The sequence below is a fragment of the Antrihabitans stalagmiti genome, from assembly GCF_016482825.1.
GTDB classification, from domain to species: domain Bacteria; phylum Actinomycetota; class Actinomycetes; order Mycobacteriales; family Mycobacteriaceae; genus Antrihabitans; species Antrihabitans stalagmiti.
In genome coordinates this window covers 256128-282041 of sequence record NZ_JAEMNV010000004.1, presented here as the reverse complement: position 1 = coordinate 282041, position 25914 = coordinate 256128, and the positions used below count along the sequence as shown (strand labels likewise).

At 64.3% G+C, this 25914-nt stretch carries 5 protein-coding genes; 1 reads left to right on the top strand and 4 read right to left on the bottom strand.

Going from position 1 to position 25914, the window contains the following annotated elements:
• Nucleotides 1-28: 28 nt before the first annotated feature.
• Nucleotides 29-22051: a non-ribosomal peptide synthetase gene (locus tag JGU71_RS14245; RefSeq protein WP_267908409.1), complete on the bottom strand. Its 22023-nt coding sequence runs from the start codon at nt 22049-22051 to the stop codon at nt 29-31.
• A 456-nt stretch (nt 22052-22507) separates the two neighbouring features.
• On the opposite strand from JGU71_RS14245, the gene JGU71_RS14240 reads away from it, so the two are divergent.
• Entirely contained in the window at nt 22508-23113 is a 606-nt protein-coding gene (locus JGU71_RS14240) for a hypothetical protein (protein ID WP_199704812.1), read from the top strand.
• 189 nt (nt 23114-23302) lie between these two features.
• Here the strand turns inward: JGU71_RS14240 and JGU71_RS14235 are convergent, their stop codons facing one another.
• From JGU71_RS14235 to JGU71_RS14225, 3 genes are read right to left on the bottom strand one after another with little or no spacing between them, the layout of a single operon-like run.
• The gene (locus JGU71_RS14235) at nt 23303-24058 is read right to left on the bottom strand and encodes a class E sortase (protein WP_199704811.1); all 756 of its coding nucleotides are present in this window, start codon (nt 24056-24058) and stop codon (nt 23303-23305) included.
• Between the two features lie 19 nt (nt 24059-24077).
• Entirely contained in the window at nt 24078-25328 is a 1251-nt protein-coding gene (locus tag JGU71_RS14230) for an HTTM domain-containing protein (protein ID WP_199704810.1), read from the bottom strand.
• The gene (locus JGU71_RS14225; protein ID WP_199704809.1) at nt 25325-25912 is read right to left on the bottom strand and encodes a hypothetical protein; all 588 of its coding nucleotides are present in this window, start codon (nt 25910-25912) and stop codon (nt 25325-25327) included. The genes JGU71_RS14230 and JGU71_RS14225 overlap by 4 nt, the downstream gene beginning before the upstream one ends.
• Between the last annotated feature and the right edge of the window lie 2 nt (nt 25913-25914).

Sequence of the window (25914 nt, the reverse complement as noted above, 5' to 3'; positions counted from 1 at the left end):
TTGCCCTATCGGCGTCGACGTAATCGAATTACCTCTCGATGTAGCTCTGCAACACCTCACTGATTACGTCGACCGCTTCGCCGGCGATCATTTCGTGGTGCTCACAATCGACGGCGTGCTCGACGATCTGTCCGCCGACCGCCCTGTCCCACTCCCCGACCAACTCCGAACCCCGCGACGAGTTGGCCGCGGTGAAGAACAGCGCGTCACCGTCGAACACGTCGGGTGTGAAGTCGTTCATCAAGGAGGCGACGTTCTCGAAACCGGCGTTGATCCGCTTCAGATGCGTCGGTGTGAGACCCGTCTGATGACCGAGTGACTCGTCGATGAGTTCGATCGCCTGCTCGAAGGTCAGCTCGGCAACGCCGCTGTAGCCGTTGAGCTCGACGCCGAGGTGGCGCACCATCTCCTTCAAGCTCAACCCGGGGCGCTCGGTCTCGTCGAACCCGTCCGGCCCTGCGAGATGACTGTCCATCAGTGCCAACGTCTGAACTTCCTCGCCGGCGGCCCGCAGTTCGACGGCCATCTCGTGCGCGATCGCTCCACCGAGCGACCAGCCGAGCAGGTGATACGGGCCCTGCGGCTGCACGGCGCGAACTTCTTCGACGTACCTGCGGGCAAGATCCGGGATCGACTCGAACTTCGGTTCGCCGCTCAACGCAGGCAACTGCAGACCGTAGACCGGGCGATCGTCGCCTAGTTGATGGGCGAGTCGCGCGTAGCCCCACGACAGCCCGACCGCAGGATGTACGCAGAAGAGCGCGGGTTTCGTGCCGCCCGTCTTCAGTTGCACGAGCACCCGCAGCGCCTCGTCGATCGAATCGGTCGTGTCGCTGGTGGCCGCCAGATGCGTCGCGAGATCGGCTGCGGTCGACTGGACGAAGATCGCCTGCAGCGGAATCTGTCTGTTCAGGCGGTCCCGCAGGGCGGGGAGCACCTTCGTCGCCATGATCGACGTACCACCGATGTCGAAGAAGTTGTCGTCGACGCCGACGCGGTCGATGCCGAGGAACTCCGCGAAGACCTCGACGATCGCGGTCTCCATCTCGTTCGACGGCGCGCGATATTCGTGCGTCGTCGAGGTGAGGTCGGGTGCAGGCAATGCGCGGGTGTCCAACTTACCGACCGGAGTCAGCGGCACCTCGTCGATGGCGACGACCGCGGTCGGCACCATGTACGACGGCAACCGCTCGGCGGCGAACTCCCGCAGCTCCGACGTCGTGTCCTCGTCGCCGTCGAGCAGGACGTAGGACACGAGGACAGTCTCGCCGGACGGCGCCGTGTGGCCGAGTGTCGTCGCGAACGAGACGCTCGCGTGGCTGCTCAGGACGGTGTCGATCTCCGCGACCTCGATCCGGAAGCCGCGGACCTTGAGCTGGAAGTCCGACCGGCCGACGTACTCGATCTCGGTGCCGGTCGGTGTTGCGATCCAGCGCACGACGTCCCCGGTTGCGTACATCCGCGCACCTGGCAAACCGAACGGGTCGGCGACGAAGCGCGACGACGTCAAGGCTGGCCGGTCGTGATAGCCGCGGGCCAAGCCTGGTCCTGCGACGTACAGCTCGCCTGCAACTCCGACCGGTACCGGCTGAAGGCGCGTGTCGAGGACTGCGACATGGAAGCCGCGCGACGGGCGGCCGATCGTGATCGCGCCGTCGCTGGTCATCGGCTGCGACAGGGTCGCCATGATGGTCGACTCGGTCGGTCCGTAGGCGTTGATCATGCGTGTCGTCGGCGACCAGCGGTCGACGAGTTCGCGTGGGCACGCTTCGCCTGCGACCAGCAGTGTCTCGACCGCTCCGATGTCCGACGGATCCAACGTTGCGAGGACGGTCGGTGTGATGAACATGTGCGTGACGTGCTCACGAGCCACCAGGTCTGCGAGATCGTCGCCGCCGTAAATGGTCGGCGGCACGATCACGAGCGTCGCGCCGGCGCAGAATGCCATGATCTGCTCGAACACCGCCGCGTCGAAGCTCGGCGAAGCATGATGCGAGACAACCGATTCGGGCGTGAGCGCCAGCGCCATCCGCTCCTCTTCGGCCAGATTGGCAAGACCGGCATGGGTGACGACGACACCCTTCGGCCGACCCGTCGAGCCCGATGTGTAGATGACGTAGGCCGGGTGCTCGAGGCGAAGAGTCGCGGTCCGCTCGGCGTCCCGCAGCGTGGCCGACGAGGTATTCCGCAGTTGCGCTTCGATTTTCGGGTCGTCCAGGACAGTCCATGCCACGGAATCGGGAAGTCCATCGCGAACGGCCGCGGTGGTCAGACCGATTGCGGACCTGCAATCGCCGAGCATGTAGGTGATGCGATCGGCCGGGTAGGTCGGGTCGACGGGAACGAACGCGGCACCGGTCTTGGCGACAGCCCAGACTGCCGACACCGATTCGATCGATCGCGGCAATGCCAGCGCGACAACCGATTCCGGCCCGACGCCTGCCGCGATGAGGACTCGCGCCAGCCGGTTGGACCATTCGTCGAGTTCGCGATAGGACACCGAGCGGCCTTCGCACCGCAAGGCGACTGCACGACGGCTGGTTGCGGCCGCACCGGCGAGAATCTCGGGCCACAGGCGCGGCTGCACCGACAGGTTGCCCTGCGCAGGAACAAGTTCGGCTACTTCGGCACTTGTCATGAGGTCGATGTCGCCGACCGGCAACGTCGCTGCCTCCGTGGCCGCGGTGAGGATCCTGACGAAACGTTCGGCGAACGCCGTCACGGTCTGCGCGTCGAACAGGTCGGTCGCAAAGGTGAACGCCGCCTCGATACCGCCGGGGCCACCGTCGTCGCCTGTCGACTCCGCAAGGATCAGCTCGAGGTCGAAGTTGCTGACCGACGGTGCGAGGTCGAGACCCTCGACGCGCAGGCCGGGAAGCTCGAGGTGCGGGCGTTCGTTGTTCTGGAATTCGATCGACACCTGGAACAGCGGCGAGTACGCAGTCGAGCGTGTCGGTTGCAACACGTCGACAAGCCGTTCGAACGGAACGTCGGCGTTGGTGAACGCTGTCAGGTCCGTCTCCCGATGGGAGGCAAGCAGGTCGGCGAAGGTCGCCGACGAGTCGATCCGGGTGCGCAGAACCAGCGTGTTCACGAACATGCCGACGAGGTCGTCGAGTTCGCGTTCACCTCGGCCTGCAATCGGTGTGCCGATCGAGATGTCCTGCGCCCCAGACAGTCTCGCGAGCAGTACGGCGAGCGCCGCATGGCACGTCATGAACATGGTCGCGTCGTTGTGACGCGAAAGCGACGTGAGCGCACGATGCAGGTCGGCGTCGATCTCGAATCGAACGACGCTGCCGGCGAACGACTGTTGCACCGGACGCGGGCGATCGGTCGGAAGCGCAAGAACATCCGGCGCGCCTGCCAGCTGGGTACGCCAGTAGTCGAGTTGGGTCGACACGAGGCTGGCGGCATCGGTTTCGGATCCGAGGATCTGGCGTTGCCATAGTGAGTAGTCGGCGTACTGCACTGCCAACGGGGACCATTGCGGTGCCGTTCCCGCCGAGCGGGCGACGTAGGCGCTGACGATGTCGCGCGCCAACGGTGCCATCGACGCACCGTCTGCCGCGATGTGGTGAACGGCAAAGGCGACGATGTGCTCGTCCTCGCCGAGGGCGAACAACCCGGCGCGGACGGGCACGTCACGTGTCACGTCGAAGCCGAGGCTGACCAAGGCCGTTATCCTGCCGAGCAATTCGGACTCGTCGACAGCAATGCGGTTGAGATCGACGACCACCTGATCGGTGTCGAGAATCTGCTGACTCGGACCTGCAGCGGTGTCGGGGAAGACCGTGCGCAGGATTTCGTGCCGCTCGATAACGTCGCGGACCGCCGCGACCAGCGCGGACCGATCCAGTTTGCCGGACAGCCTGATTGCCATCGGGATGTTGTAGGCGGCCGAGGTCGGGTCGAACTGGTTGATGAACCACATCCGCTGCTGCGGTACCGAGACGGGGATGATGTCCGGTCGTTCCTGCCGCACGAGAGCTGCGCGCGAGATTGTCGATGTGGTTTCGCTGGAAACTCTTTCGGCAAGGCGTCGGACTGTCGGAGCCTCGAACACCGCGCGCACGCCGACGCTGATGCCCAACTCGGCGTTGAGGCGCGAGATCACCCGCGTCGCAACGAGGGAGTTGCCGCCGATGTCGAAGAAGCTGTCGTCGATGCTCACCTTGTCGAGGCCGAGAACGTCTGCGAACACCGCGGCGACAGCGACTTCGAGGTTCGTCTCCGGCGCGCAGTAGTCGACGCCGTCGCGCGAGAAGTCCGGGATCGGCAGTGCACGCCGGTCCAGCTTGCCCACCGGCGTCAGCGGCACCTCGTCGAGCACGGCGATCCACGATGGAACCATATGGGCGGGAACCTGCTTCGCAAGGTGGTCGCGTAGTTCCCTGGTGTCGATGGTGGAGCCTTCGGCTTCCAGAACGTAGGAAGCGAGAACGGTCTCACCGGACGGTGCCCTGTGGCCGACAGTCACGGCGAAGTAGACGTCGGGATGGTTCATCAGCTGCGTGTCGATCTCGCCGAGTTCGATACGGAAGCCACGGACCTTGACCTGGAAGTCGGAGCGACCGATGTAGTCGATGGTCAGGCGACCGGAATCGTCTGTGGCCCAACGAACCAGGTCGCCGGTGCGGTACATCCGGGTGCCGGGCGCACCATATGGATCGGCGACGAAGCGCGACGCCGACATACCACGGCGGTCATGGTAGCCCCGCGCCAAACCGATACCCGCGAGATACAACTCGCCCGCGACGCCGACCGGAACCGGCCGAAGTTGCGCGTCGAGGACGACTGCGCTCGCACCGCTGATCGGCGAGCCGATCGTCACCGGTCCGTCGACTGCCAACGGCGTGCTCATCGTTGCAGCGATCGTCGTCTCGGTCGGTCCGTACACGTTGACGAAATTGCGCCCCGGCGCCCAGATGCTCGTCAGCTCACGCGACACCGCTTCACCACCGACGAGGAGGTACTGCAGCGCGTCGAGGCCGTGCGGATGCACCGAGGACAATGCGGCCGGGGTTGCGAAGCAGTGGGTAACACCCTCTGCTGCAAACAGTTCGGCAAGTTCGTCGCCACCGTAGATCGACGGAGGGACGATCACAAGCGCGGCACCGGACGAGAAGGCGAGCAGGTACTCGAAGATCGACGCATCGAAGCTCGGCGACGAGAAGTGCGAAACCCGAGCCGCCGCCGTCAGATCGAAGCGGCCGATCTGATCGAGAGCGAAGTTCTCCAAGCTCGCATGGGTTGTGACAACGCCTTTCGGCTTGCCGGTCGAGCCGGACGTGTAGATCAGGTAGGCCGGGTTCGCGAGATGCACCGGAAGCGTACGGTCCGTATCCGAGATCGGGCCGGCCGGCTTGCCGACGATTCGGCGTTTGGTACCTGCCTCGTCGAGGACGAGCCACCGGACGGTCCCCGGATCGTCCGGCATGCCGCCGGGCAGGCCGTAGACGAAGGTCCGTGTGGTGAGTCCGACTGTTGCGCCGGAGTCGGCGAGCATGAAGTCGACGCGGTCGGTCGGGTAGTTCGGATCGACCGGAACGAACGCTGCGCCCGCCTTTGCCACCGCCCAGATCGAGGTGATCGAGTCGATGGACCTCGACAACGCAACCGCGACAAATGTTTCCGGACCCACACCCTCGTCGATCAGAACCCGAGCAATGCGGTTCGATTCGGCGTCGAGTTCACGGTAGGTGACCGACCGTCCGTTGTAGCGGATCGCAATCGAATCCGGCACTGCCGCCGCGGTATCGGACAACAGTTGCGGCAGCGTCCGAACGGTTCCACCCGCCGCACCGCGAACCGGTGCCAGCAACTGAGTTTCGTTGTCGGACAGCACCGACAGCCGAACCAGCGGCAGGTCCTGGTTGGCAACCATCGCCGTGAGCACTCGCTGCACCCGCGCCGCAATCGCCTCGACGGCGTTGGCCTCGAAGAGGTCGGGCAGGTACTTCATCTTCAGGTGCAACTCGTCGTCGAGGTACGCGACGACACTGAGCGGGTAGTGCGCGGCGTCCGTGCCCGCCACGTCGACGATGCGCATACCTGCGATATCGGTGTCGTCCGACATACCGGCCGCGTCGACCGGGTACGACTCGAACACACTCAGCGTGTCGAACGAAGCGCCCAACCCGACTGCCTGCTGGATCTCGGTGAGACCGACGTGGTGGCAGTCGAGAAGTCCCGCCTGCTCGCCTGCGATGCGGTCGAGCATCCGGCCGAGACTCTCCGACGGGTCGAGGGTGATCCGGACCGGAATCGTGTTGATGAACAAGCCGATCATCGATTCGATGCCCGCCAGCTGCGGCGGCCGACCCGACACCGTGGTGCCGAACACGACGTCGCGACGTGACGTCAACGCTCCCAACACGATTCCCCACGCGGTCTGGATCATCGTGTTGAGCGTGATGCCGCGATCCGCGGCGATTCGCTGCAGTTCGGTCGTGAGGTCGGAACCGAGGTCGAGGACGAGATCCTGTGACGGCGCGCTACTTTCGGCAGCAACGACGCCAGCAAGCAGAGTCGGATCCTCGGTGCCGTGCAACGCCTTGGTCCACCGCGCACGAGCCTCGTCGGCGTCTTGGGCACCCAGCCACGCGAGGTACTCGCTGTAGGAGCGTGGGCTCGGCAACTCGGTGGTGACGCTGTCCGTCGCGTAGAGCACGATCAGTTCTTTGATCAGCAGCGGCATCGACCAGCCGTCGAGCAGGATGTGGTGATTGGTGATCGACAGCGTGAACTCGCCGTCACCCAACGTGTACAGGCACATCCGAAGCAGCGGTGCCGCCGTCGTATCGAAGCCGGCGGTGGCGTCGGCCGCGAGCGCCGATTGCAATGCCGCTGCCCGTTCGGACTCGGCAACGGTCGACAGATCGACCGCACGCCACGGCAATTCCGCCTGGCCGACGACAACCTGCAGGTGGTGGCCCGCCTCGTCGGCAACAAATGCCGTCCGCAGATTCGCATGCCGATCGAGCAGGGTTTGCCCCGCACGTCGCATCCGGTCTGCGTCGACCGTGCCGCGTAGTTCGAGCCGAAGCTGAACCATGTAGGCGGGGTTGGACAGATCGTCGGCGCTCAGCAGGGAGTGGAACAGCAGCCCGGACTGCAGCGGTGACGTCGACCAGACCGATTCGAGCGTCGGATAACGCTCCTCCAGGCGTTCGATCGCGGCCTGATCGAGGTGCACGAGTTGCAGGTCGGACGGGGTCAGGCCACCCGAATCAGGTTGTGCCGCATGACGTGCGAGTGCTGTCATCGCCGTTACCCACAGTGCTGCAAGCTCTTCCACGTCCTCGGCTGCGAGCACGCCGGATGGGAACGACCAGCTTGCGTGCAGTTCGGCGCCGCGTTCGGTGTCGCGCGTGACGGCATTGATATCGAGTGCTGCCGCCGCTGGCATCTCGGGATTGGACGCGCTGCCGCGATCGAAACCTTCGACCGGCAACCAACCGAACTCGGGAGCCGATTCCACCGCGGAGGTGAAGCGTCCGAGGTAGTTGAAGCTGATCTGTGGGGTCGGCAGCTCGGCGAGCACCGCCGCGCTCTCGGGGTCGAGGTACGCGAGCATCCCGAACCCGATGCCGTGATCGGGAATCGCAGCCAGGTGTTCCTTGACGGCCTTCACCAGCGCACCGGCCGAGGGACCGCCGCGTAATGCGTCGTCGACATCGAGCGCCGCAACATCGAGCCGGACCGGGAAGATCGTGGTGAACCACCCGATCGTCCTGGCGAGGTCGGCGCCGTCGACAGCGGACTCTTCACGTCCGTGACCTTCGAGACTGATCAGCTCGGAACTGATGTCGGAGCCGCGACTGCGCCACCACTTCGTCAGTGCCAGAGCAAGACCAGCGACGAGACCGTCGTTGATCGAGCCGTGGAACGCTGCGGGCAAGCTGCTGGACACGAGGTCGGTGACGTCTGCGGGCAATGCGACGGAGACTGTCTGCACGGTCGCGTTGACGTCGATGCTCGGGTCGAGCGCACGCCATCCGATCGGCTGCTCGTCGACCGAGAGTGTCCGCACCCAGTGTGCGAGTTCGCCACGACGCTTCGGCGCTTCGTCGAGGAGGCCGTGCGCCCAGCGGCGCATCGACGTACCGACGGGAGCAAGTTGCGGTTCGGCTCCTTGGCTCAGTTGCGCCCACGCGGTAGCGAGGTCCGGTACGAGGATTCGCCACGACACACCGTCGATCGCGATGTGATGGGCGACGATGAGCAATCGACCTGCACCGCGGGCGGCATCGAACCACACCAGCTGCAACACGATTCCCGACGGCGGATCGAGACGATCCGCTGCGGCGTCGAGTTCGGAGCCGGCGAAGGCGAAGAACTCGTCGGAATCGGCGACAGATTCGACGGCGACGCGACGCACGATGTCCGCTGCATCGATGCTGCCGACCTCACCGACGGACAGCGCACCTTCGAATAGGCGCGATCGCAACATGTCGTGGTGATCGACGACGGCAGCGACGGCTCCGATCAGATTGTTCGCGTCGATGCCGACCGGGAGGGTCAGCAGCGCTGCCTGGGAGTAGCGGTCGAAGGTGCCGCCACGGTTGTGCATCCAGCGCACGATCGGGGTCGACGGCAGGTCACCGACGCCACCGCCAGCGAGCTCTTCGAGGACAGGCGCTGCGCTGGAGCCGAACTGCGCGACGGTGGCAAGGCGAGCGACCGTCTTACGTTCGAAGACGTCACGCGGTGCGAACTGCACACCGGCTACCTTGGCACGCGAGACGAGCTGAATCGACATGATGCTGTCGCCACCGAGGGCGAAGAACGAATCGTCGACGCCGACGGACTCGAGTCCGAGCACCTCGGCGAACAGTTGCGCGAGCGTCTGCTCGAGCTGGTTGGCCGGCGTGCGTGACGCGACCGACCTGCTGCTGAAGTCGGGATTCGGCAACGCCTTTCGATCGAGTTTGCCCGTCGAGGTGACCGGCAACTCGTCGAGGACCAGCAGTGTCGCCGGAACCATGTAGGCGGCCAATTGCTGGCCGACGAATTCGAGCGCCTCTTCGATATTTATGGACACGTTGTCGACCGACGAGTCCGATTGTGGGACCACGTAGCCGACAAGGCGCTCGGGGGTACGCCCGTCGGCTACGTGGTGCTTCACAACGGCGCGTGCAACCCCGGAGAACCGGGTGAGCGCCGCTTCGATTTCGCCGAGTTCGATTCTGAACCCGCGTAGTTGGACCTGGAAGTCGCTGCGGCCCAGGTATTCCAGCAGGCCGTCACGGTTCCAGCGGGCGAGGTCGCCCGTTCGATACATCCGCTCGCCGTTGGTGCCGAACGGGTTCGCGACGAACCGGCTACTCGTCAGGTCGGTACGGCCGAGGTAGCCGCGCGCAAGCTGCGCGCCTGCGACGTACAGATCGCCGGTCACGCCGATCGGCGCAGGCCGCATGCGGTCGTCGAGGATGTAGGTGCTCAGCCCCGGGATGGCCTGTCCGATAACGCTTGCCGATGCGTTGCGCGCGAACTCGCGGTCGAGTTCGAGCGCCGTCACATGCACGGTTGTCTCGGTGATTCCGTACATGTTGACGAGTAGCGGCGCGTTGTCGGAGTGGTGGGTGTACCACCGTTCGAGCTGGGCGAGGTCGAGTGCCTCCCCACCGAAGATGACAAGGCGCAGCGGCAATACCGTTTGCGCGCCTGCGGTTTCGACGGCTGCCAGCTGGTAGAACGCCGTCGGCGTCTGGTTGAGGACGGTGACCTGCTCGTGCCGCAGCAGCTCGAGGAAGGCCTCCGGCGACCGTGCCGTGTGGTAGTCGACGACGACGAGCCTGCCGCCGTAGGCGAGCGGTCCCCACAGTTCCCACACGGAGAAGTCGAACGCGTAGGAGTGGAACATCGTCCAGACGTCACGCTCGTCGAAGGCGAGTTGCACGGCCGTATTGGTGAGCAGCGTAACGACATTGGCGTGCGGGACCAGGACGCCCTTCGGGCGTCCGGTGGAGCCGGACGTGTAGATGACGTACGCGGTCGCGTCGGGCCGAAGAACGGCCCGACGTTCGACGTCGGTGATCGGCGCGGTCGAGAAGCTGTCGATCTGCTCAACGATCGATGCCGAATCCAGCGAAACGACGGGAACCTCGGTGTCGGGCACCCCCGCGGATTCGCTGTCCATCGTCAGCACGCAGACAGGCGCGGCGTCGGCGAACATAAACGCCAAACGGTCTGCCGGGTAGGTCACGTCGACGGGGAGGTAGCCCGCGCCGGACTTCAGTACGGCGAGCAATGCGACGACGAGTTCGGCCGAGCGCGGCAGCGCAACGGCGACAAGCGTTTCCGGGCCCGCACCGCGGGCGATCAGCAGTCGGGCGAGCTGATTTGCCCGCCCCGACAGTTCGGCGTAGGTCAGGGTGCGATCGCCTGCGGTAACGGCAACCGCGGTCGGGCGTAGCGCGGCCGAGCGATCGAACAGGTCGACCAACGTCACAGCCTCGACGTCCGCGCCGACGTGATTCCACTCGGTCAGAATCGTCTGCTGCTCGGCAGCGGTCAGTAGGTCGATGTCGCCGAGGGTCGTATTCGGCTCTGCAACAACCTGGTTCACGATCATCGCGAGGCGGTCGGCGAAGGATTGCACCGTTGCGTGATCGAACAGGTCGGTGGCGTAGGTGAATGCAGCGTCCAGTCCACCGCCTGACCGCTCGCTGATCGACAACTGCAGATCGAACTTCGCAACCGCGAGACTCGGCTCGAAAGCCTCGATACCGAGGCCGTCGAGTTCGAACTGCGCCCCACCATGATTTCCGAATTCGAGCAGGACACCGAAGAGTGGCGAACGGTCGGTCGCACGCGCCGGGGCGAGCGTGTCCACAAGAGACTCGAACGGAAGATCGGTGTTTCCGAATGCCGCGACGTCGAATTCTCGCGTCCGCCGGAGGTGTTCGGCGAAGGTGAGTCCGGCGTCGGGTCGGGTCCGCAGCACGATCGTGTTGACGAACATTCCGACCAGATCGTCCAATGCTTCCTCGCCGCGACCGGCGACCGGCGTTCCGATGGCGATGTCGGCCGTATTCGACAGTCGGGCAAGAAGTACCGACAGTGCCGCGTGTACCGCCATGAAGATGGTGGCGTCGTGGCTGCGAGCGAGGTCGACGAGACCGGCGTGCTGTGCGGGCGTGAGCGCGAACCGGATCACATCGCCGTGCAGCGACGGACGGGCCGGCCGCGGGCGGTCGGTCGGCAGCGCGAGGGACTCCGGCAGCTCGGCGAGTGCGTCGGTCCAGAAGTTCGCTTGCGCTGCTGCCAGGCTGGTCGGGTCCGAGGCGTCGCCGAGCAATTCTCGTTGCCACAGTGCGTAATCGGCATACTGAACCGCGAGTGGCTCCCACGTGGGGGCGACGGCGTTGGAACGCGCCGCGTAAGCGGTCACAACGTCGCGGGCCAGCGGCGCCATCGAGGCACCGTCCGCCGCGATGTGGTGGACGGCGACAGCCACGACATGGTCGTTCTCGCCGATCTGGAAGAGGCCGAAGCGAACCGGTAGCTGCGTGGTGACATCGAAGCCTGCTGCGACGAAACGCGTTACCTCTGCAACGACGTCGTTCTCGGCAACCGAGCGAGTCTCGACAACGAACTCGACGGACGCGTCCAACACCTGCGCTACGGGACCGTCTGCACCGCTCGGATAGATCGTGCGCAGTGCTTCGTGGCGGCCGACGACGTCGGACATTGCCGCGCGCAATGCTTCGACGTCGAGCGTGCCGGTGATGCGAATCGCAAGCGGGATGTTGTACGCCGATGAGGCCGTGTCGAATTGGTTGACGAACCACATCCGCTGCTGCGCCCAGGACAGCGGGCCGGCGGCCGTGCGCTCGCGCGTCTGCAGGGCGGGACGCGTTGCGGCACCGTCACGTTCCTGCGCCCGAGCTGCGATCGCTGCGACGGTCGGGGTGTCGAACAGCGTCTTGACGCCGATTGCGGATCCGAGTGCTGCGTTGACTCGCGCCACAACTCGAGTCGCGAGAAGGGAGTTCCCACCGCGTTCGAAGAAGCTGTCGTCGGCACCGACACGCTCGACGCCGAGCAGGTCGGCAAAGATCTGCGCGACGATCGTCTCGGCAGCGGTCGCCGGTTCCCGGTAGCTGTCGACGGCAGCGGCGAAGTCGGGTACCGGCAAGGCCGAGCGATCGAGCTTGCCAACCGGCGTCAGCGGCACAGCTGCCAGCACGGTGATGACCGAAGGCACCATGTACGACGGCAGTAGCTGTGCCACAGCATCTTTCAGCGCACTGACATCGATGGCACGGCCGGCTTCCGGCACAACGTAGGAGACGAGCACGGTCTCCCCCGACGGCGCTTCGTGGCCCAGGGTGACTGCAAACGATACATCGTCGGACTGCGACAACGCCGCATCGATCTCGCCGAGTTCGATACGGAACCCACGGACCTTCACCTGGAAGTCACTGCGACCGACGTATTCGACAACGCCACTATGGGTCCAGCGACCGAGGTCGCCGGTGCGGTAGAGGCGTTGCCCCGGCTCGCCGAACGGATCTGCGACGAACCTGGCAGCGGTCAGCGCGCTGCGACCGTGGTAGCCGCGGGCAAGGCCCGGGCCTGCGACGTACAGTTCGCCGACGACGCCGACCGGAACTGGACGCAACCGCGCATCGAGCACAACCTGCCGGAAACCCGTTGCGGGGCTGCCGATGTCGATCACGCCGTGCGGCTGCAGCGGAGCACTGATGCTGGATGCAATGGTCGCTTCGGACGGACCGTAGCCGTTGAACACCAGGCGACCCGGTGCCCAGCGCGCGATCAATTCCGGCGGAGATGCCTCGCCTGCTACGACGATCGTGTTCAGCGAGACCAGGTCAGCAGGATCGATGGAGGCAAGGGCGGACGGCGTGATGAACGTGTGCGTCACATCCTCCGCGACGAGCAGCCGTGCGAGTTCGGCTCCGCCGTAGACCTCAGGCGGAACGATGACGAGGGTGGCTCCACCGGAGAACGCGATCGTCTGCTCGAAGACCGATGCGTCGAAGCTCGGCGATGCGAGGTGCGAGACGTTGGATGCCGGTGTGATCGAGAAGTGTTCACGCACTTCGGAAGTGAGGTTCGCGAGCCCGGTGTGCGTGACGACGACACCCTTCGGCCGACCCGTCGAACCGGAGGTGTAGATGACGTAGGCGGGGTGTTCGATGCGCAGTGGTGCCGTGCGATCAACATTGGTGATCGGTGCAGCCGACTGTGCTGCGATGTCGTCGCGAGCTTCCTCGGAGTCGAGTTGCAGCCACGGGATCTGCGCAGCCGCGACCTTGCCGATCTGGTTGCCCGTTGTAATGCCAAGCGTGGCAGCACAATCGTCGAGCATGTAGGTGATTCGCTCGATGGGATAGTTCGGGTCGACCGGAACGAACGCGGCGCCCGCTTTCGCGACGGCCCAGACAGTGGCGACCGACTCGACCGAGCGTGTGATCGCCAGCGCGACGAACGACTCAGGTCCGACATTGCGCGCGATCAGCACACGCGCGAGCCGGTTGGACCAGGCATCGATCTCGTCGTAAGTCAGCGATCGGCCATTGCTTCGAATCGCGATTGCGCTGCCGCGCATGGCAACGGCGCCGGCCATGATCTCGGGCCACAACTTTGCCCGAAGACTCGGAAGTCCGTAAGCGGGCGCGAACTCGGCCAGCTCGGAGGTCGAGGCGATGGGAATATCGCCGACAACGGCTGCCGAGTCGGCGGTGATTGCCTCGAGCACGCGGACGAAGCGCTCGGCGAAGGTCTGCGCCGTCGCGGCGTCGAACAGATCTGTCGCATAGCGGATCCCGCCACGCACCCCTGCAGCCGTTCCGTCTGCGTCGAACGTTTCGGACAACGACAACATCAGGTCGAAATGTGCCAACGCGGCATCTGCTTCGACAAGTGCTACCGACAGCCCGGGCAGTTCCACGTCGGGACGCGGGATGTCGCGGAACTCCAACATGATCTGGAACAGCGGCGTGAACGCAGCCGAGCGCACCGGATCGAGCAATTCGACGACCCGCTCGAACGGCACGTCCGAGTTGGCGAAGGCCGCCAGGTCGGTGGACCGCACGCTGCGCAGCAGGTCGGCAAAGCGTTCGTCGTCTCGCACGGCGGTTCGCAGCGCCAGGGTGTTGACGAACATCCCGACGACGTCGTCGACTTCGCGGATACCGCGGCCGGCGACCGGCGTACCGATCACGATGTCGTCGCTGCCGGACAGTCGGGAGGCGACGATCGCAAGGGCCGCATGGACGACCATGAACATCGACGAACCGTTGTCTCGGGCAAGACGCATCAGCGCTGCATGGAGCTCAGGTGCAATCTCGAAGTCGACGACAGCGCCTGCTCCGGAGCGCTGCGCAGGCCGCGGGCGGTCGGTCGGGAGTTCGAGCAAGTCGGGCACACCCGCGAGAGTCGTCTCCCAGTATTCGCGTTGCCGCCCCGCGAGCGAGTTCGGATCACTCTCTGCGCCGAGCACGTCGCGTTGCCACAGTGCGTAGTCCGCGTACTGGAACTCGAGCGGTGCCCAATCGGGTGCGGTGCCACCGACGCGGTGCTGGTAGGCGACCATGAAATCACGTGCCAGCGGCGCCATCGAGAAGCCGTCTGCCGAAATGTGCTGCACGACAACGGTCAGGACGTGATCGGCGGTGCCGAGACGGAAGAGTCGGGTCCGGATCGGGACTTCGGTTGCGACGTCGAATCCCGCGGCGACCACCTGCTGGATCCGGTCGGTCAGCTCTGCGTCGTCGGCGATCTCGATGGTTTCGAGCGGAAGTTCGACAGCCTGCTCGATCACCTGGACAGGTCCGCCTGCTCCGAGTGGGTAGCGGGTCCGCAGTGACTCGTGCCGTGCGACCACATCGGCGCTGGCGGCTTGCAGTGCATCGATGTCGAGGGCGCCGGTGAGCCGGAGCGAGAACGCCAGGTTGTATGCCGACGAGTTCGTGTCGAACTGATTGATGAACCACATCCGCTGCTGAGCGGGTGACAGCGGCAGCTCACCGTCACGCGACGCGGCGACGATCTGCGGACGGCCTGCCTTGTCTGCGGCGGTCGAATCGAGCAACTCGACAAGCTGCGCAACGGTCGGCGCATCGAACAACTCGCGGACAGCGACCTCGGTATCGAGAGCAGCCCCGATTCGCGCAGCCATCCGCATGGCGACAAGTGAATTGCCGCCGAGTGCGAAGAAATTGTCGTCGATGCCGACGCGCTCGACACCGAGCATGTCGGCGAACACGCCGGCCACGACCGCCTCTGCAGCGGTGCGGGGTGCGACGTAATCGGTTACCGGCAAGACGAATTCAGGCATCGGTAGCCGGTTGCGGTCGAGCTTTCCGTTCGCGCTCAACGGGAACTCGTCGAGGACCGCAAGTTGCGTCGGCACCATGTAGGCGGGCAGGCGACGGGCAATCCTGGCGGACAGTCCCATCGTGTCGACGCCTGCAGCCGAGGCTGCAACGACGTAGCCGACCAGCACGTCACCAAGAGTGTCGGAGTGCTTGAGGACAACGGCGGCCTGAGCAACCGACGAATCTTCCAGCAGCGCTTGCTCTATCTCGCCGAGTTCGATCCGTAGACCACGCAGCTTCACCTGGAAGTCGGAGCGACCGAGGTAGGTGAGGTTCCCGTCGGCGCGCCATGCCACCAGGTCGCCGGTCCGGTACATCCGGGCGCCGGATTCGAAGGGCGACGCGACGAACCTGTCGGCCGTCAGTCCACCCCTTCCGACATAGCCGCGGGCCAATTGTGATCCGGCAAGATACAGTTCGCCGACCGCTCCGGGCGGGACGAGCCGCAGCCGCGAATCCAGCACGTGCAGTTGCGTATTCCAGACCGGTGCACCGATCGGCACGGTCGTCTCGTCGGTGTCGACACATTCCCAGTAGGTGACGTCGACAGCCGCCTCGGTGGGTCCGTACAGGTTGTGCAGCTGAGCCGAGGACAGAGCGAGGAAGGCGGTGGCCGTCGGAGCGGGCAGCGCTTCGCCGCTGCAGAACACCATTCGCAACGGCGCGCACCGATCGCGGTCCGCAGCTGCTGTGAACACGGCGAGCAACGACGGGACGAAGTGTGCGACGGTGATCGCGCGACGACCGATGATGTCGGCGAGGTAGGCGGGATCACGATGGCCGTCCGGTGCGGCGACGACAAGGCGTGCACCGATCTGCAAGGGCCAGAAGAACTCCCACACCGATACGTCGAACGTGGACGGCGTCTTCTGCAGCACTGCATCGGATTCGGTCAGTCCGTATTCGGCCTGCATCCACCGCAGCCGGTTGACGATGGCCCGATGTGTGACGGCAACGCCCTTCGGACGTCCTGTCGAACCGGAGGTGTAGATGACGTACGCCGTGTTGTCCGGCCCGAGGGTCGCCGTGCGCTCCCGCTGCTCGATCGGCGTCGTTGCGTAGGCGGTGAGGTCGAGTGAATCGATGACGAAAACCGGTGCCGCGAGAGCTAATTCGGAGCGCTCGGCGGCGGTTGTCAGCACGGCCGCCGGACGTGCACTGTCGATGACATAGTCGGTGCGCTCGGCTGGATGATCCAGATCGATAGGCAGGTAGGCCGCGCCCGAGGCAACGACTGCATACATTCCTACGACCAGGTCGACCGAGCGGCGCATCGCCAGTCCGACGATCGATTCCGGTCCGATGCCGACACCGATCAGGTGTCGAGCGAGCGCGTTGACCTCGGCGGAGAATTCCGCGTAGGTCATTGTGCGATCACCGAATTCGAGCGCTACGGCGTCTGGGGTCAGCGCGGCCTGCGCTGCGAACCGATCGAGCAACATCTCGTCGGCAACCTCGACGGTTGTCGCATTCCACGTGGCGAGCAACGCCAACTCGGTGCTGCCGAGGATCTCCAGGTCGCCGATCGGCGTTGCGGCTGACGACGCCACGTCGCCGAGAACTGCCAGATAACGCTGCGCGAACGCAGTAACTGTGCTCTCGTCGAAGATGTCCGTCGCATAGGTGAGAACCGCATCGATCGGCTCCCCCGTCTGCTCCGGGTCCTCCGTCAACATCAGGTGCAGGTCGAATTTGCTTGTACCGGTGTCGACCTCGTCGACGTCGATGGTGAGACCCGGGAGTTCCAAATGCGCCGCCGTGTTGTTCTGGTAGGCGAGCATCACCTGGAACAGCGGTGTGTGGGTCGGAGTTCGTTGCGGCCGAACAGCATTGACGAGCACATCGAACGGCAGATCGGCGTTGCTGAAGGCGTTGAGATCGACCTCGCGAGCCCGGCGGACGAGATCGTCGAAAGAGGCCGTCGGGTCGAGTACGGTCCGCAGCACGACGGTGTTGACGAACATGCCGACTAGGTCGTCGAGCAATCCGTCGCCGCGGCCCGCCACCGGAGTGCCGACGGTGATGTCGCGGGCACCTGACAGGCGACCGAGAACCACGGCGAGCGCCGCATGCAACACCATGAACAGCGTCGCATCGTGTCGACGCGCGAGATCGCTCAATGTGCCCCGCAATTCGGCGGGTATCGCGAAGCGGACGACGTCACCGCGAGCCGATCGTCCGGGCAGACGTGGCCGATCCGTCGGGAGTGCCGAAACCTCAGGCACCTCGGCAAGCGCGGTCGTCCAGTAGTCGAGCTGGGTCCTGGCAACGCTGTCCGCGTCCGTGGGGTCGCCGAGCAGTTCCTGTTGCCAGAGCGCGTAATCGGCGTACTGGACCGGCAGGGCGGACCATTGCGCGTTGTCACCGTGGCTGCGCGCGATGTAGGAGGTCATCACATCGCGTGCCAGCGGCGCCATCGACGCACCGTCTGCTGCGATGTGATGAACGACGAACGCGACGACGTGAACGTCGGCGGCGAGAGCGAACACGGCGGTCCGCATCGGCAGTTCACGGCTCACATCGAAACCGGCGGAAGCGAATTCGTTCAGGCGCACCGGCAGGTCCGCCTCGGTCGCGGGGGCGACCTGCGTGTCGAAACTGAAGGCGCCGGCGCCGAGGATGTGTGCGATCGGTCCGTCGTCGGTGCCTGGGTAGATGGTGCGGAGGGACTCGTGCCGCTCGACGACGTCGGCAACGGCAGCAGACAAGGCATCGATATCCAACGCGCCCGTCAACCGGATCGACATCGCAATGTTGTAGGTCGCCGCTGTCGGATCCATCTGGTTGACCAGCCACATACGTTGCTGCGCAGCCGAGACCGCTACCCGGTCGGTGTGTTCGCGGGCAAGAAGCACCGGACGCGCCGGACCGCTCGACTGCTGCACCCGATCGGCGAGCAAGGCCGCGGTCGGCGCGTCGAACAGTTCGCGCACACCGGCGTTGGTGCCGAGCGCAGCGTTGATGCGCGCGATCACCCGCGACGCGACCAACGAGTTGCCACCGAGGTCGAAGAAGCCGTCGTCCACGCCGACCCGCTCCAGGCCGAGAAGTTCGGCGAAGATCTCGACGACAACCTGTTCGGCTGCCGTGGTCGGCTCGCGATACGTGTCGGCGTTCGCAGTGAAGTCGGGGGTTGGCAACGCTGCGCGATCGAGTTTTCCGACAGGCGTCAGCGGAATCTTGTCGAGCACGATGATCGTCTGCGGAACCATGTAGGACGGGAGCCGTTCACCTGCAAAGGCTTTGAGCCCGTCCGAGGCGATCGTCGCACCGTTTTCGGCAACGACGTACGCAACGAGCACAGTCTCACCCGACGGCGCAGCGTGGCCGGCCGTGACGGCGAACGACACCGCGGGATGTGCCGTCAACGCTGCATCGATCTCGCCGAGTTCGATGCGGAATCCGCGAATCTTCACCTGGAAGTCGGAGCGGCCGACGTATTCGATCTTGGGCGCCGACACCGGACCGATCCAACGAACAAGATCGCCTGTGCGATACATACGATCGCCCGGCTCACCGTACGGATCTGCCATAAATCGCGTCGCGGTCAGCCCTGCACGGCCGTGGTAGCCACGGGCGACTCCGCGACCTGCGATGTACAACTCGCCGACCGCGCCGACGGGAACTGGCCGCAACTTGTCGTCCAACACAACTTCGCGAACACCCGGCAGAATCGAGCCGATATTGATCGTCTCGCCTTCGACCAGCGGGTCGCTGATGTTGACCACAATGGTCGTCTCGGTCGGACCGTACGCGTTGTACAGCCGGCGGCCGGGCGCCCAACGTGCTGCAAGTTCCGGCGGGCACGCCTCGCCTGCGACGGTGATCACTTCGAGCGCTTCGAGCCCAGCGGGATCGAGGGAACCCAATGCTGCCGGTGGGAAGAAGGCGTGGGTTACTCGCTTGGTCCGCAACACGTTTCGCAGTTCGTCGCCGCCGTATACCGAGGGCGGAATGATGACGAGCCGGGAGCCGCTGCCGAACGCGAGCAACTGCTCGAAGATGCTGGCGTCGAAACTCGTCGACGAAAACGCGGAAACCCGTGACATACCGGTCGGATGAACTCGGACACGCTGTTCGGCAACGATGTTCGCGATCGACGCGTGTGCAGTGGCAACGCCCTTGGGCAATCCTGTCGAGCCCGAGGTGTAGATCAGATAGGCAGGATTTTCGAGTCGCAGCGGTCGGCAGCGTTCCGCGTCCGTCACAGGCCCGTTGGCCATGCCGTCCGCGACCTGTGGATCGTCGAGCAACAGCCACTTCGTCGACGTCGGGAGCGCGGCGACGTGCCGCGAGACCGTCAGACCGACTGCGGCACCACAGTCTTCGATCATGTAGTCGATGCGCGTGCGTGGATAGTTCGGATCGACAGGGACGAAGGCGGCACCCGACTTGGCGACCGCCCAGACCGCGACAACCGATTCGATCGAGCGCGGAAGTGCCAGCGCCACATATGTTTCCGGTCCGATTCCGGCTGCGATCAGGACGCGCGCCAGACGCGAGGACCACTCGTCGAGCTTGCTGTAGGACACCGTGCGATCGCCGTACTCGATTGCGATCGATTCCGGAATCAAGCGGGCTGCAGCAGAGAGGATCGTCGGCAGGAATTCCGACTCCACTGCGGGGCGGTAAGCGGGGACGAGCGCCTCCGACTCTTCGATGGTCACTACCGCAATGTCGCCGACGGCGACCTTGGGCTGCGACGTCACGACACCGAGAACTCGAACCAACCGCTGCACCAGCGCGCTGACCGTCGTCTCGTCGAACAGGTCGGTTGCGTACCGCGCCTGCACCTTCAGGCTTTCTGCACTGCAGTGCGCGCAACGGCTCTCGAACACGGCCACCTGCAGATCGAAGTGGTCTCGATGCTCGACCGGCTCGACTCCTGCGTCGTCGAACACCTCGAGCAACACCTGTGCGAAGGGCGCGAAAGCTTCGTTACGCGCGACGCCGAGTTCGGTGAGCAGATCGTCGACCGGCACTCCGCCGTGTGCCGCGGCGACTGCTCCCGCGGCATCGACTCGGCCCAGCAAATCGGAGAAGGGTTCCGCCGCCTCGATCAGCGTCCGTGACACCACCGGGTTCGACGACGGTTCGTTCGGGCGCAGTGCAATGGCGATGTCGGATGTTCCCGACAACCGTGCCAGCAGCAGCGCGAGTGCCGCGCGAACTACTGCGGAAACCGTTGTCTCGCAGTCGTCTGCGAGTCGGGACAAGGCGTAGCCGACCTTGCCGGGAACGTCGGCGTCGGTGTAGCCGATGTCGTGCGACTGGCTGACCGGTCGCGCCCTGTCTGCGGGCAGCTCCAGCAACTCCGGAGCACCGGCGAGTTCGCGCCTCCAGAAGGCGAGGCGATCGTTGTCCCGCCGAAGCAGGTCCCCGGTCTCGGCGGTCGCGCGATGGATCGTTGCCAGGGACGTAGCGGTATCCGCTTCGACAAATTCGTGGAACAACTCGACGAATGCACGGTGATGCGTACGCAGCTCGTCATCGTCGTAGGAATTGGGGTTGGCACGAAAGTCGATGAACGTCTTGGAGGGGGTACCACTTTGGTAGACGTTGACAAGCAGGTCGTCGACGGGTCCCGAGGTGACGATGTTGTACTCGCCGACGACGTCGCCGAGTCGCACCTCTTGATGGAAAAGCATCACGTTGATCATCGGCCCGGTGAAACGGCGCTCACCGATACGGACGCCGGCGTCGCGGCGAATGTCTTCGAGGCTGCATTTCTGATGCCGTAGTGCACCGGTCAGCTCGAGCTGCACGCGTGCGACCAATTCGGCAACGGTGTCGCCCGGCTCGACGCTGATGTTCAGCGGAGCCATGTTGACGAGCATTCCGCCGGAGCGTCGCAGCAGCGCGGTTCCGCGGGCAAGCACCGGCAGGTTGATCAGCACACTCTGCTTACCCGTCAACCTCGACAGGTAGGTGGCGAAGGCGGCGACAACGACGGCGGCGGACGAGTCGCTGGATTCGAGTCGGGTTACGACGTCGTCGGGCAACGCCGCACTTTCCAAACTCACGTGTGCGGTCGGCTCGCCGACTCGTCGGGCAAGCGTCGAACCGTCTTCGAGCCCCTCGACCCGGCCCGCCCAGTAGGCCCTGTCCTTCTCGAAACGACTCGACGAGCGGTACTCCAGGTCCAGGTCGTACAGCGTGCGGAGGTCGGCTGCGGGTGCAACCTTGAGCTCGGTCTGCTCGACCTCGGCGGTGTACTGGCCCGCGATTCTGTTCAGCATCGTCACCGCACCGAAGCCGTCGAGTGCGATGTGGTGAATCCGGCTGTACCAGAGGTAGTGGCGCTCGCCGACGCGGAGAACCGTATTCAGAATGAGGAGGTCACGCTCGAAGTCGACGGGCTTCAGGTAGTCGTCGTCGATCCACTTCCGTGCTGCTGCCATCGGATCTGCTTCGTCACGGAAGTCGTGGAGGAGGATCCGATCCTTCGCGTCATGGTCCACGTATTGGTACGGCTCGCCGTCGACCTCGACCACCCGCAGGAAGGGCGACCCGAACTCGTGAGCGACCTCGAACGTGATCCGACGGAGCCGCTCGAAGTCCAAATCGCCGTACAGGTCGACGTACTGAGCGATGCAGATGGGTACCTCAGGGGCGAGCTGCTGCGCGAACCACATGCGGCGCTGCGCGGACGACAGTGGGAACGCATCCGACGGGATGGGCGCACGTCCAGTAGTCAACGAACTCCCCCTATTCAGTGTTGGCAATCGATCCCTGTCAGCTCCGACCTATGCCCGCAGGGTCTTCTCTTGTCACATTCGTTGCCATGGCAACCCTGGATGTCTCACAACCTTTCGCATTCTTCGATTTACCGGAGCACAGTCCGAGAGTGCGCATCGCTTGCGCGTCAGTTGCCTTGTCAGCATTGTTCGTGCGTCACCATCGAGGGCCGTTCATAACGGCTTCATAACGATCGAAATAGTCACTCATCCGGACGTAATTCGGCTACGAATACCTCGCTCCAAATCCATTGTTTGCGATCGGAGAAGATTGGCTCGCGCGAAGTCTTCAGTAATCTTCGCGATAGTTGAACAATGAGTTGACTGCGCCCGGTGGCTGTGGTGCAGTCTTTCGATAGTTCCGATTCAGGCATGCACGAGGGCGGGTTGACCTGCTCGTTTCCGGAGGAGCGCACAATGAGGACACACCGCATCGGCAGCTGGGGACCAGCACTCGTCGCGACCATCGCGGCGTTGACCTTCGCCACCTCGGGGGCCGCTTCTGCCGAACCCGCCGCTCCGACGTCGGGCGACCTCATGGCAATCGCAGCTGCCGATTCGCCGGAAGCGGTTGCCATTGCCGAGGACCTACTGCATTTCGCAGGTCCGAGCACGGGATCGTTTTCGCCGGCAACCAATGTCCCGCAGCCATTTCCGCAGGCAGCGCCTACATTCGGTGGCGGCTGCGGCGGTGGAATCACCCCCGTCGCAATGACGCGGGCATGGGTTCACCCCGGACCGACGGCCGTGCCCGAAGTTCCGGTGGGCGAAGTCAAGGTCTACGCCGCACCAACCATCCCTGTGCTGCCCGCACACTCGGACCTCAAGTTCGCGTGGCTCAACGTCGACACCAACATCGGCGGACTGGAAACGCTCGACGACGTGATCGGCGATGTGCCGCAATTGTCGAAGACCGTCAAATCGGGTACCGGACGAATCGTCGGGACGCTGTACGGTTCATTGTCATACGTCAACGGAATAACGTGCGCGCTGACGCCGACGATGGGCGGATTCTTCGCCTGACACGTTGACTCAGGTCGGCGGTCTCAATTGTTGACAGTTATATTATCGAACGGCAGCAACGGTTCGACTGCGGGAAATACGAGCAAGAACAGTACCGCTACCGTCAGCGCAAACAAAACCAGACAACCGACCAGTTTTGCGAACGTTCCTCCGGGCAACTTTCGCCAAATCCAACCGTACATTATTCGATCACCTCAACTCTTCCGGCAATCCATTCGCCTTCGGTCGCGGATCACCGACCATTTCAGCATGAATGATCATTCGATCGAGGGTGAAGTATCTTTCCTGGCACGTGGTCAAAGTGAGCAGTCGCCTCGTCGGCAGCTCGCCCGGACGCGATGGCACAGGGAGGACGACATCGATCCGCGATGCATCGACAACCTCCCTACCTGGCAGGCCCTCCTGATCGCGAACCGTTGGATCGCCGGTAGCTCGATCACCGAGGACCCGGTAGACGAAGTAGTCGGAGCGCGTCTCGATCACGATCGCGTCGCCTGCGACAAGTTTGTCCAGATCGTCGAACGGCGAGCCGTACCCGCCCCGATGCCCGGCAACGGCGAAGTTCCCGACCTCACCTGGACGAGCACTACCTACGTAATGCCCAGGCCCATCGGTCAAAGCGTCCTGCGTCGTACCTTCGACGATCACTTTCACGTAGTCACTGCCCAGCGCGGGGATCCGAATCAACGCAACCCCGGACCCGATGGGCGGGGTCGGAAGCGAACCCGAATCCGCCGCGAGAGGATCGGCGCCACGGTCCCACTGCTCGGTCAGAGCGTTCGTCAACTGCGACTGCCGATAGCTGTTCATCACACCGGTGAACCAGACCTGATACACCGCGAACAGCAGGACAACGACGCCGACCGTGAGCAGAGTCTGACCTAGACCCCGAGCCAGCAGACGACCGTGGTCAGACCAGCGCTCCCGCGACGATCGCGGCTGCACGTACGACTCGGTAATCGAATCAGTCCCTCGAGAAGGCGTCGAAACGCCGCTGACCGGGCGGATTCGGCTCGATCGCTTCCGGTGGCGTAAATGCCTCGGGTGCGTCGGCGTAGTAATCCACAGGCTCGGGATCGGCCGCCTTTGCCCGGCGACGTGACCGCCGTGACGACTTCTCCTGCAGCCGTGACGATTCCGCCTCGGCTAGTTCACGACGATGCCGACTCCGCGCAGGCTCGTCGGCGTCGTCAGCTGATTGTGTGGCGTCGGCACTCCTCGGTTCCACGGCGGCGACAGGTTCGGCTGCGGCGGCCTTACCTTCTCGTCCAAGAACGCCGACGACCTTACGGCTCCGGTCACGCAACGCGCGGCCGCTCAAATTCTCGGCCCAACGCATAGCCGTCTCCGGCGACACGAACGACAGATACAGAATGAACATCGCAAAGCTGAAGAAGGCGACAGCGAGACTGGTCAAGATCATCAGGTGCATGACGACGCCCGCGATCAGCACATACGGGCGCAAACGCTTGTTCCAAACGAACACACCCAATGCCAACTCGACCAGCAACGTGCCCCAGGTTGCGACGTTCATGAAGAACGGACTCGTCCAAAGCCATTCCGGCGCAGCGAAATTCTGCAAATCTCGCAACTGCAGCGCGTACGCGACAGCAGTGCCGTCGTTCCACGTCGTTCCTGCAACCTTGCCGTGCACGGTGACCAAGTAGATCAACGACAACTGCACCTGCATCAGACGAATTACCCACGGCGCCCGCAACTGTGCCGACCAGAACGAACCGGCGGTTCGGCGTCGATCCAAGGACAATGCCGCACCACACGGAGCGAGTGCCAGCATCAGCGCTTCCATCCGAACGAGGACATCGCCGGAGTTGAAGACGTAGATGTCGCGACGTTGGAAAGAAACCATGCAGACGAACACGAGCAGAGCCGCGAGCCGACTGTGCCAACCGAGGGTCAGCGCAATCGATCCGACCATCAAGGTTCCCCAGACGGCCCATACAGCGATGTCGCCCGACCAGATGTTGAGAACGCTCCACTGATAGTCGCCGGGAGCTGCCTTTGGCTGCACACCCGATTCGCCGAACAGGTCGTGCAGGTCCGGCAGCAGGGACACGGTCCACACGATCGCCAGCACGCCGTACGCGATGCGGATGAAGCCGAGCGTCGCCGCCGACTGCGGCTCGAACCAGAACTTCCGCCATGCCTCGACGCCCGCGGACACCCAGGAGAACCGGGATTTGGTCGTTGTCGTCATGGCTTGACCTCGAAGAACTCGTCGTAAACGATGCGCTGAGCTATCTGCGGGGGCGCGGTCGACCCCGGCGGAATCAGAGCTTCCATCTGCAACAGAACCTGCGCACGCGCCGGCTGTTCAGAGCCAGCCATCTCCTTCGCAACCCAGTGCACGAAATTGGTCCACAACTCCGGATTCAACAGTTGCACAGCCTGATCGGTGACCTGGAGGTTCGTCAGCAGGTTCTCCTTCAACTTCTGCCAGCGATACCACGAATACTGCCCGATGATCGGATCGCCGTGTGGCAACGTCCACACCCGATCCGAGCCGTCAGGCATAAAGACGTGGACCTCGATCGTGTCCAGACGACGCGGCGGATCCGGCGCGAACACGCGCCAATTCTGATCCAGCCCAACACCTATCGCGATAGGCGCCAACGGCGGAAGCACAGCCCTACGGATCGTGGACTCGGGCATCGACCACACGACTGCGACGAGTATTGCCGTCACCACCATCGCACTGATCAATGCCTCACCGAAAACGGTGCGCTCCAGCCGCTCCTGCAAAGTCGCAAGATTCGTCCGCATGTTCTTCTTTTCAGCCACGT

Coding starts and splice junctions, on each gene's coding strand:
- JGU71_RS14240 (WP_199704812.1), top strand. CDS start 22,508: ATGAGGACACACCGCATCGGCAGCTGGGGACCAGCACTCGTCGCGACC.
- JGU71_RS14230 (WP_199704810.1), bottom strand. CDS start 25,328: ATGACGACAACGACCAAATCCCGGTTCTCCTGGGTGTCCGCGGGCGTC.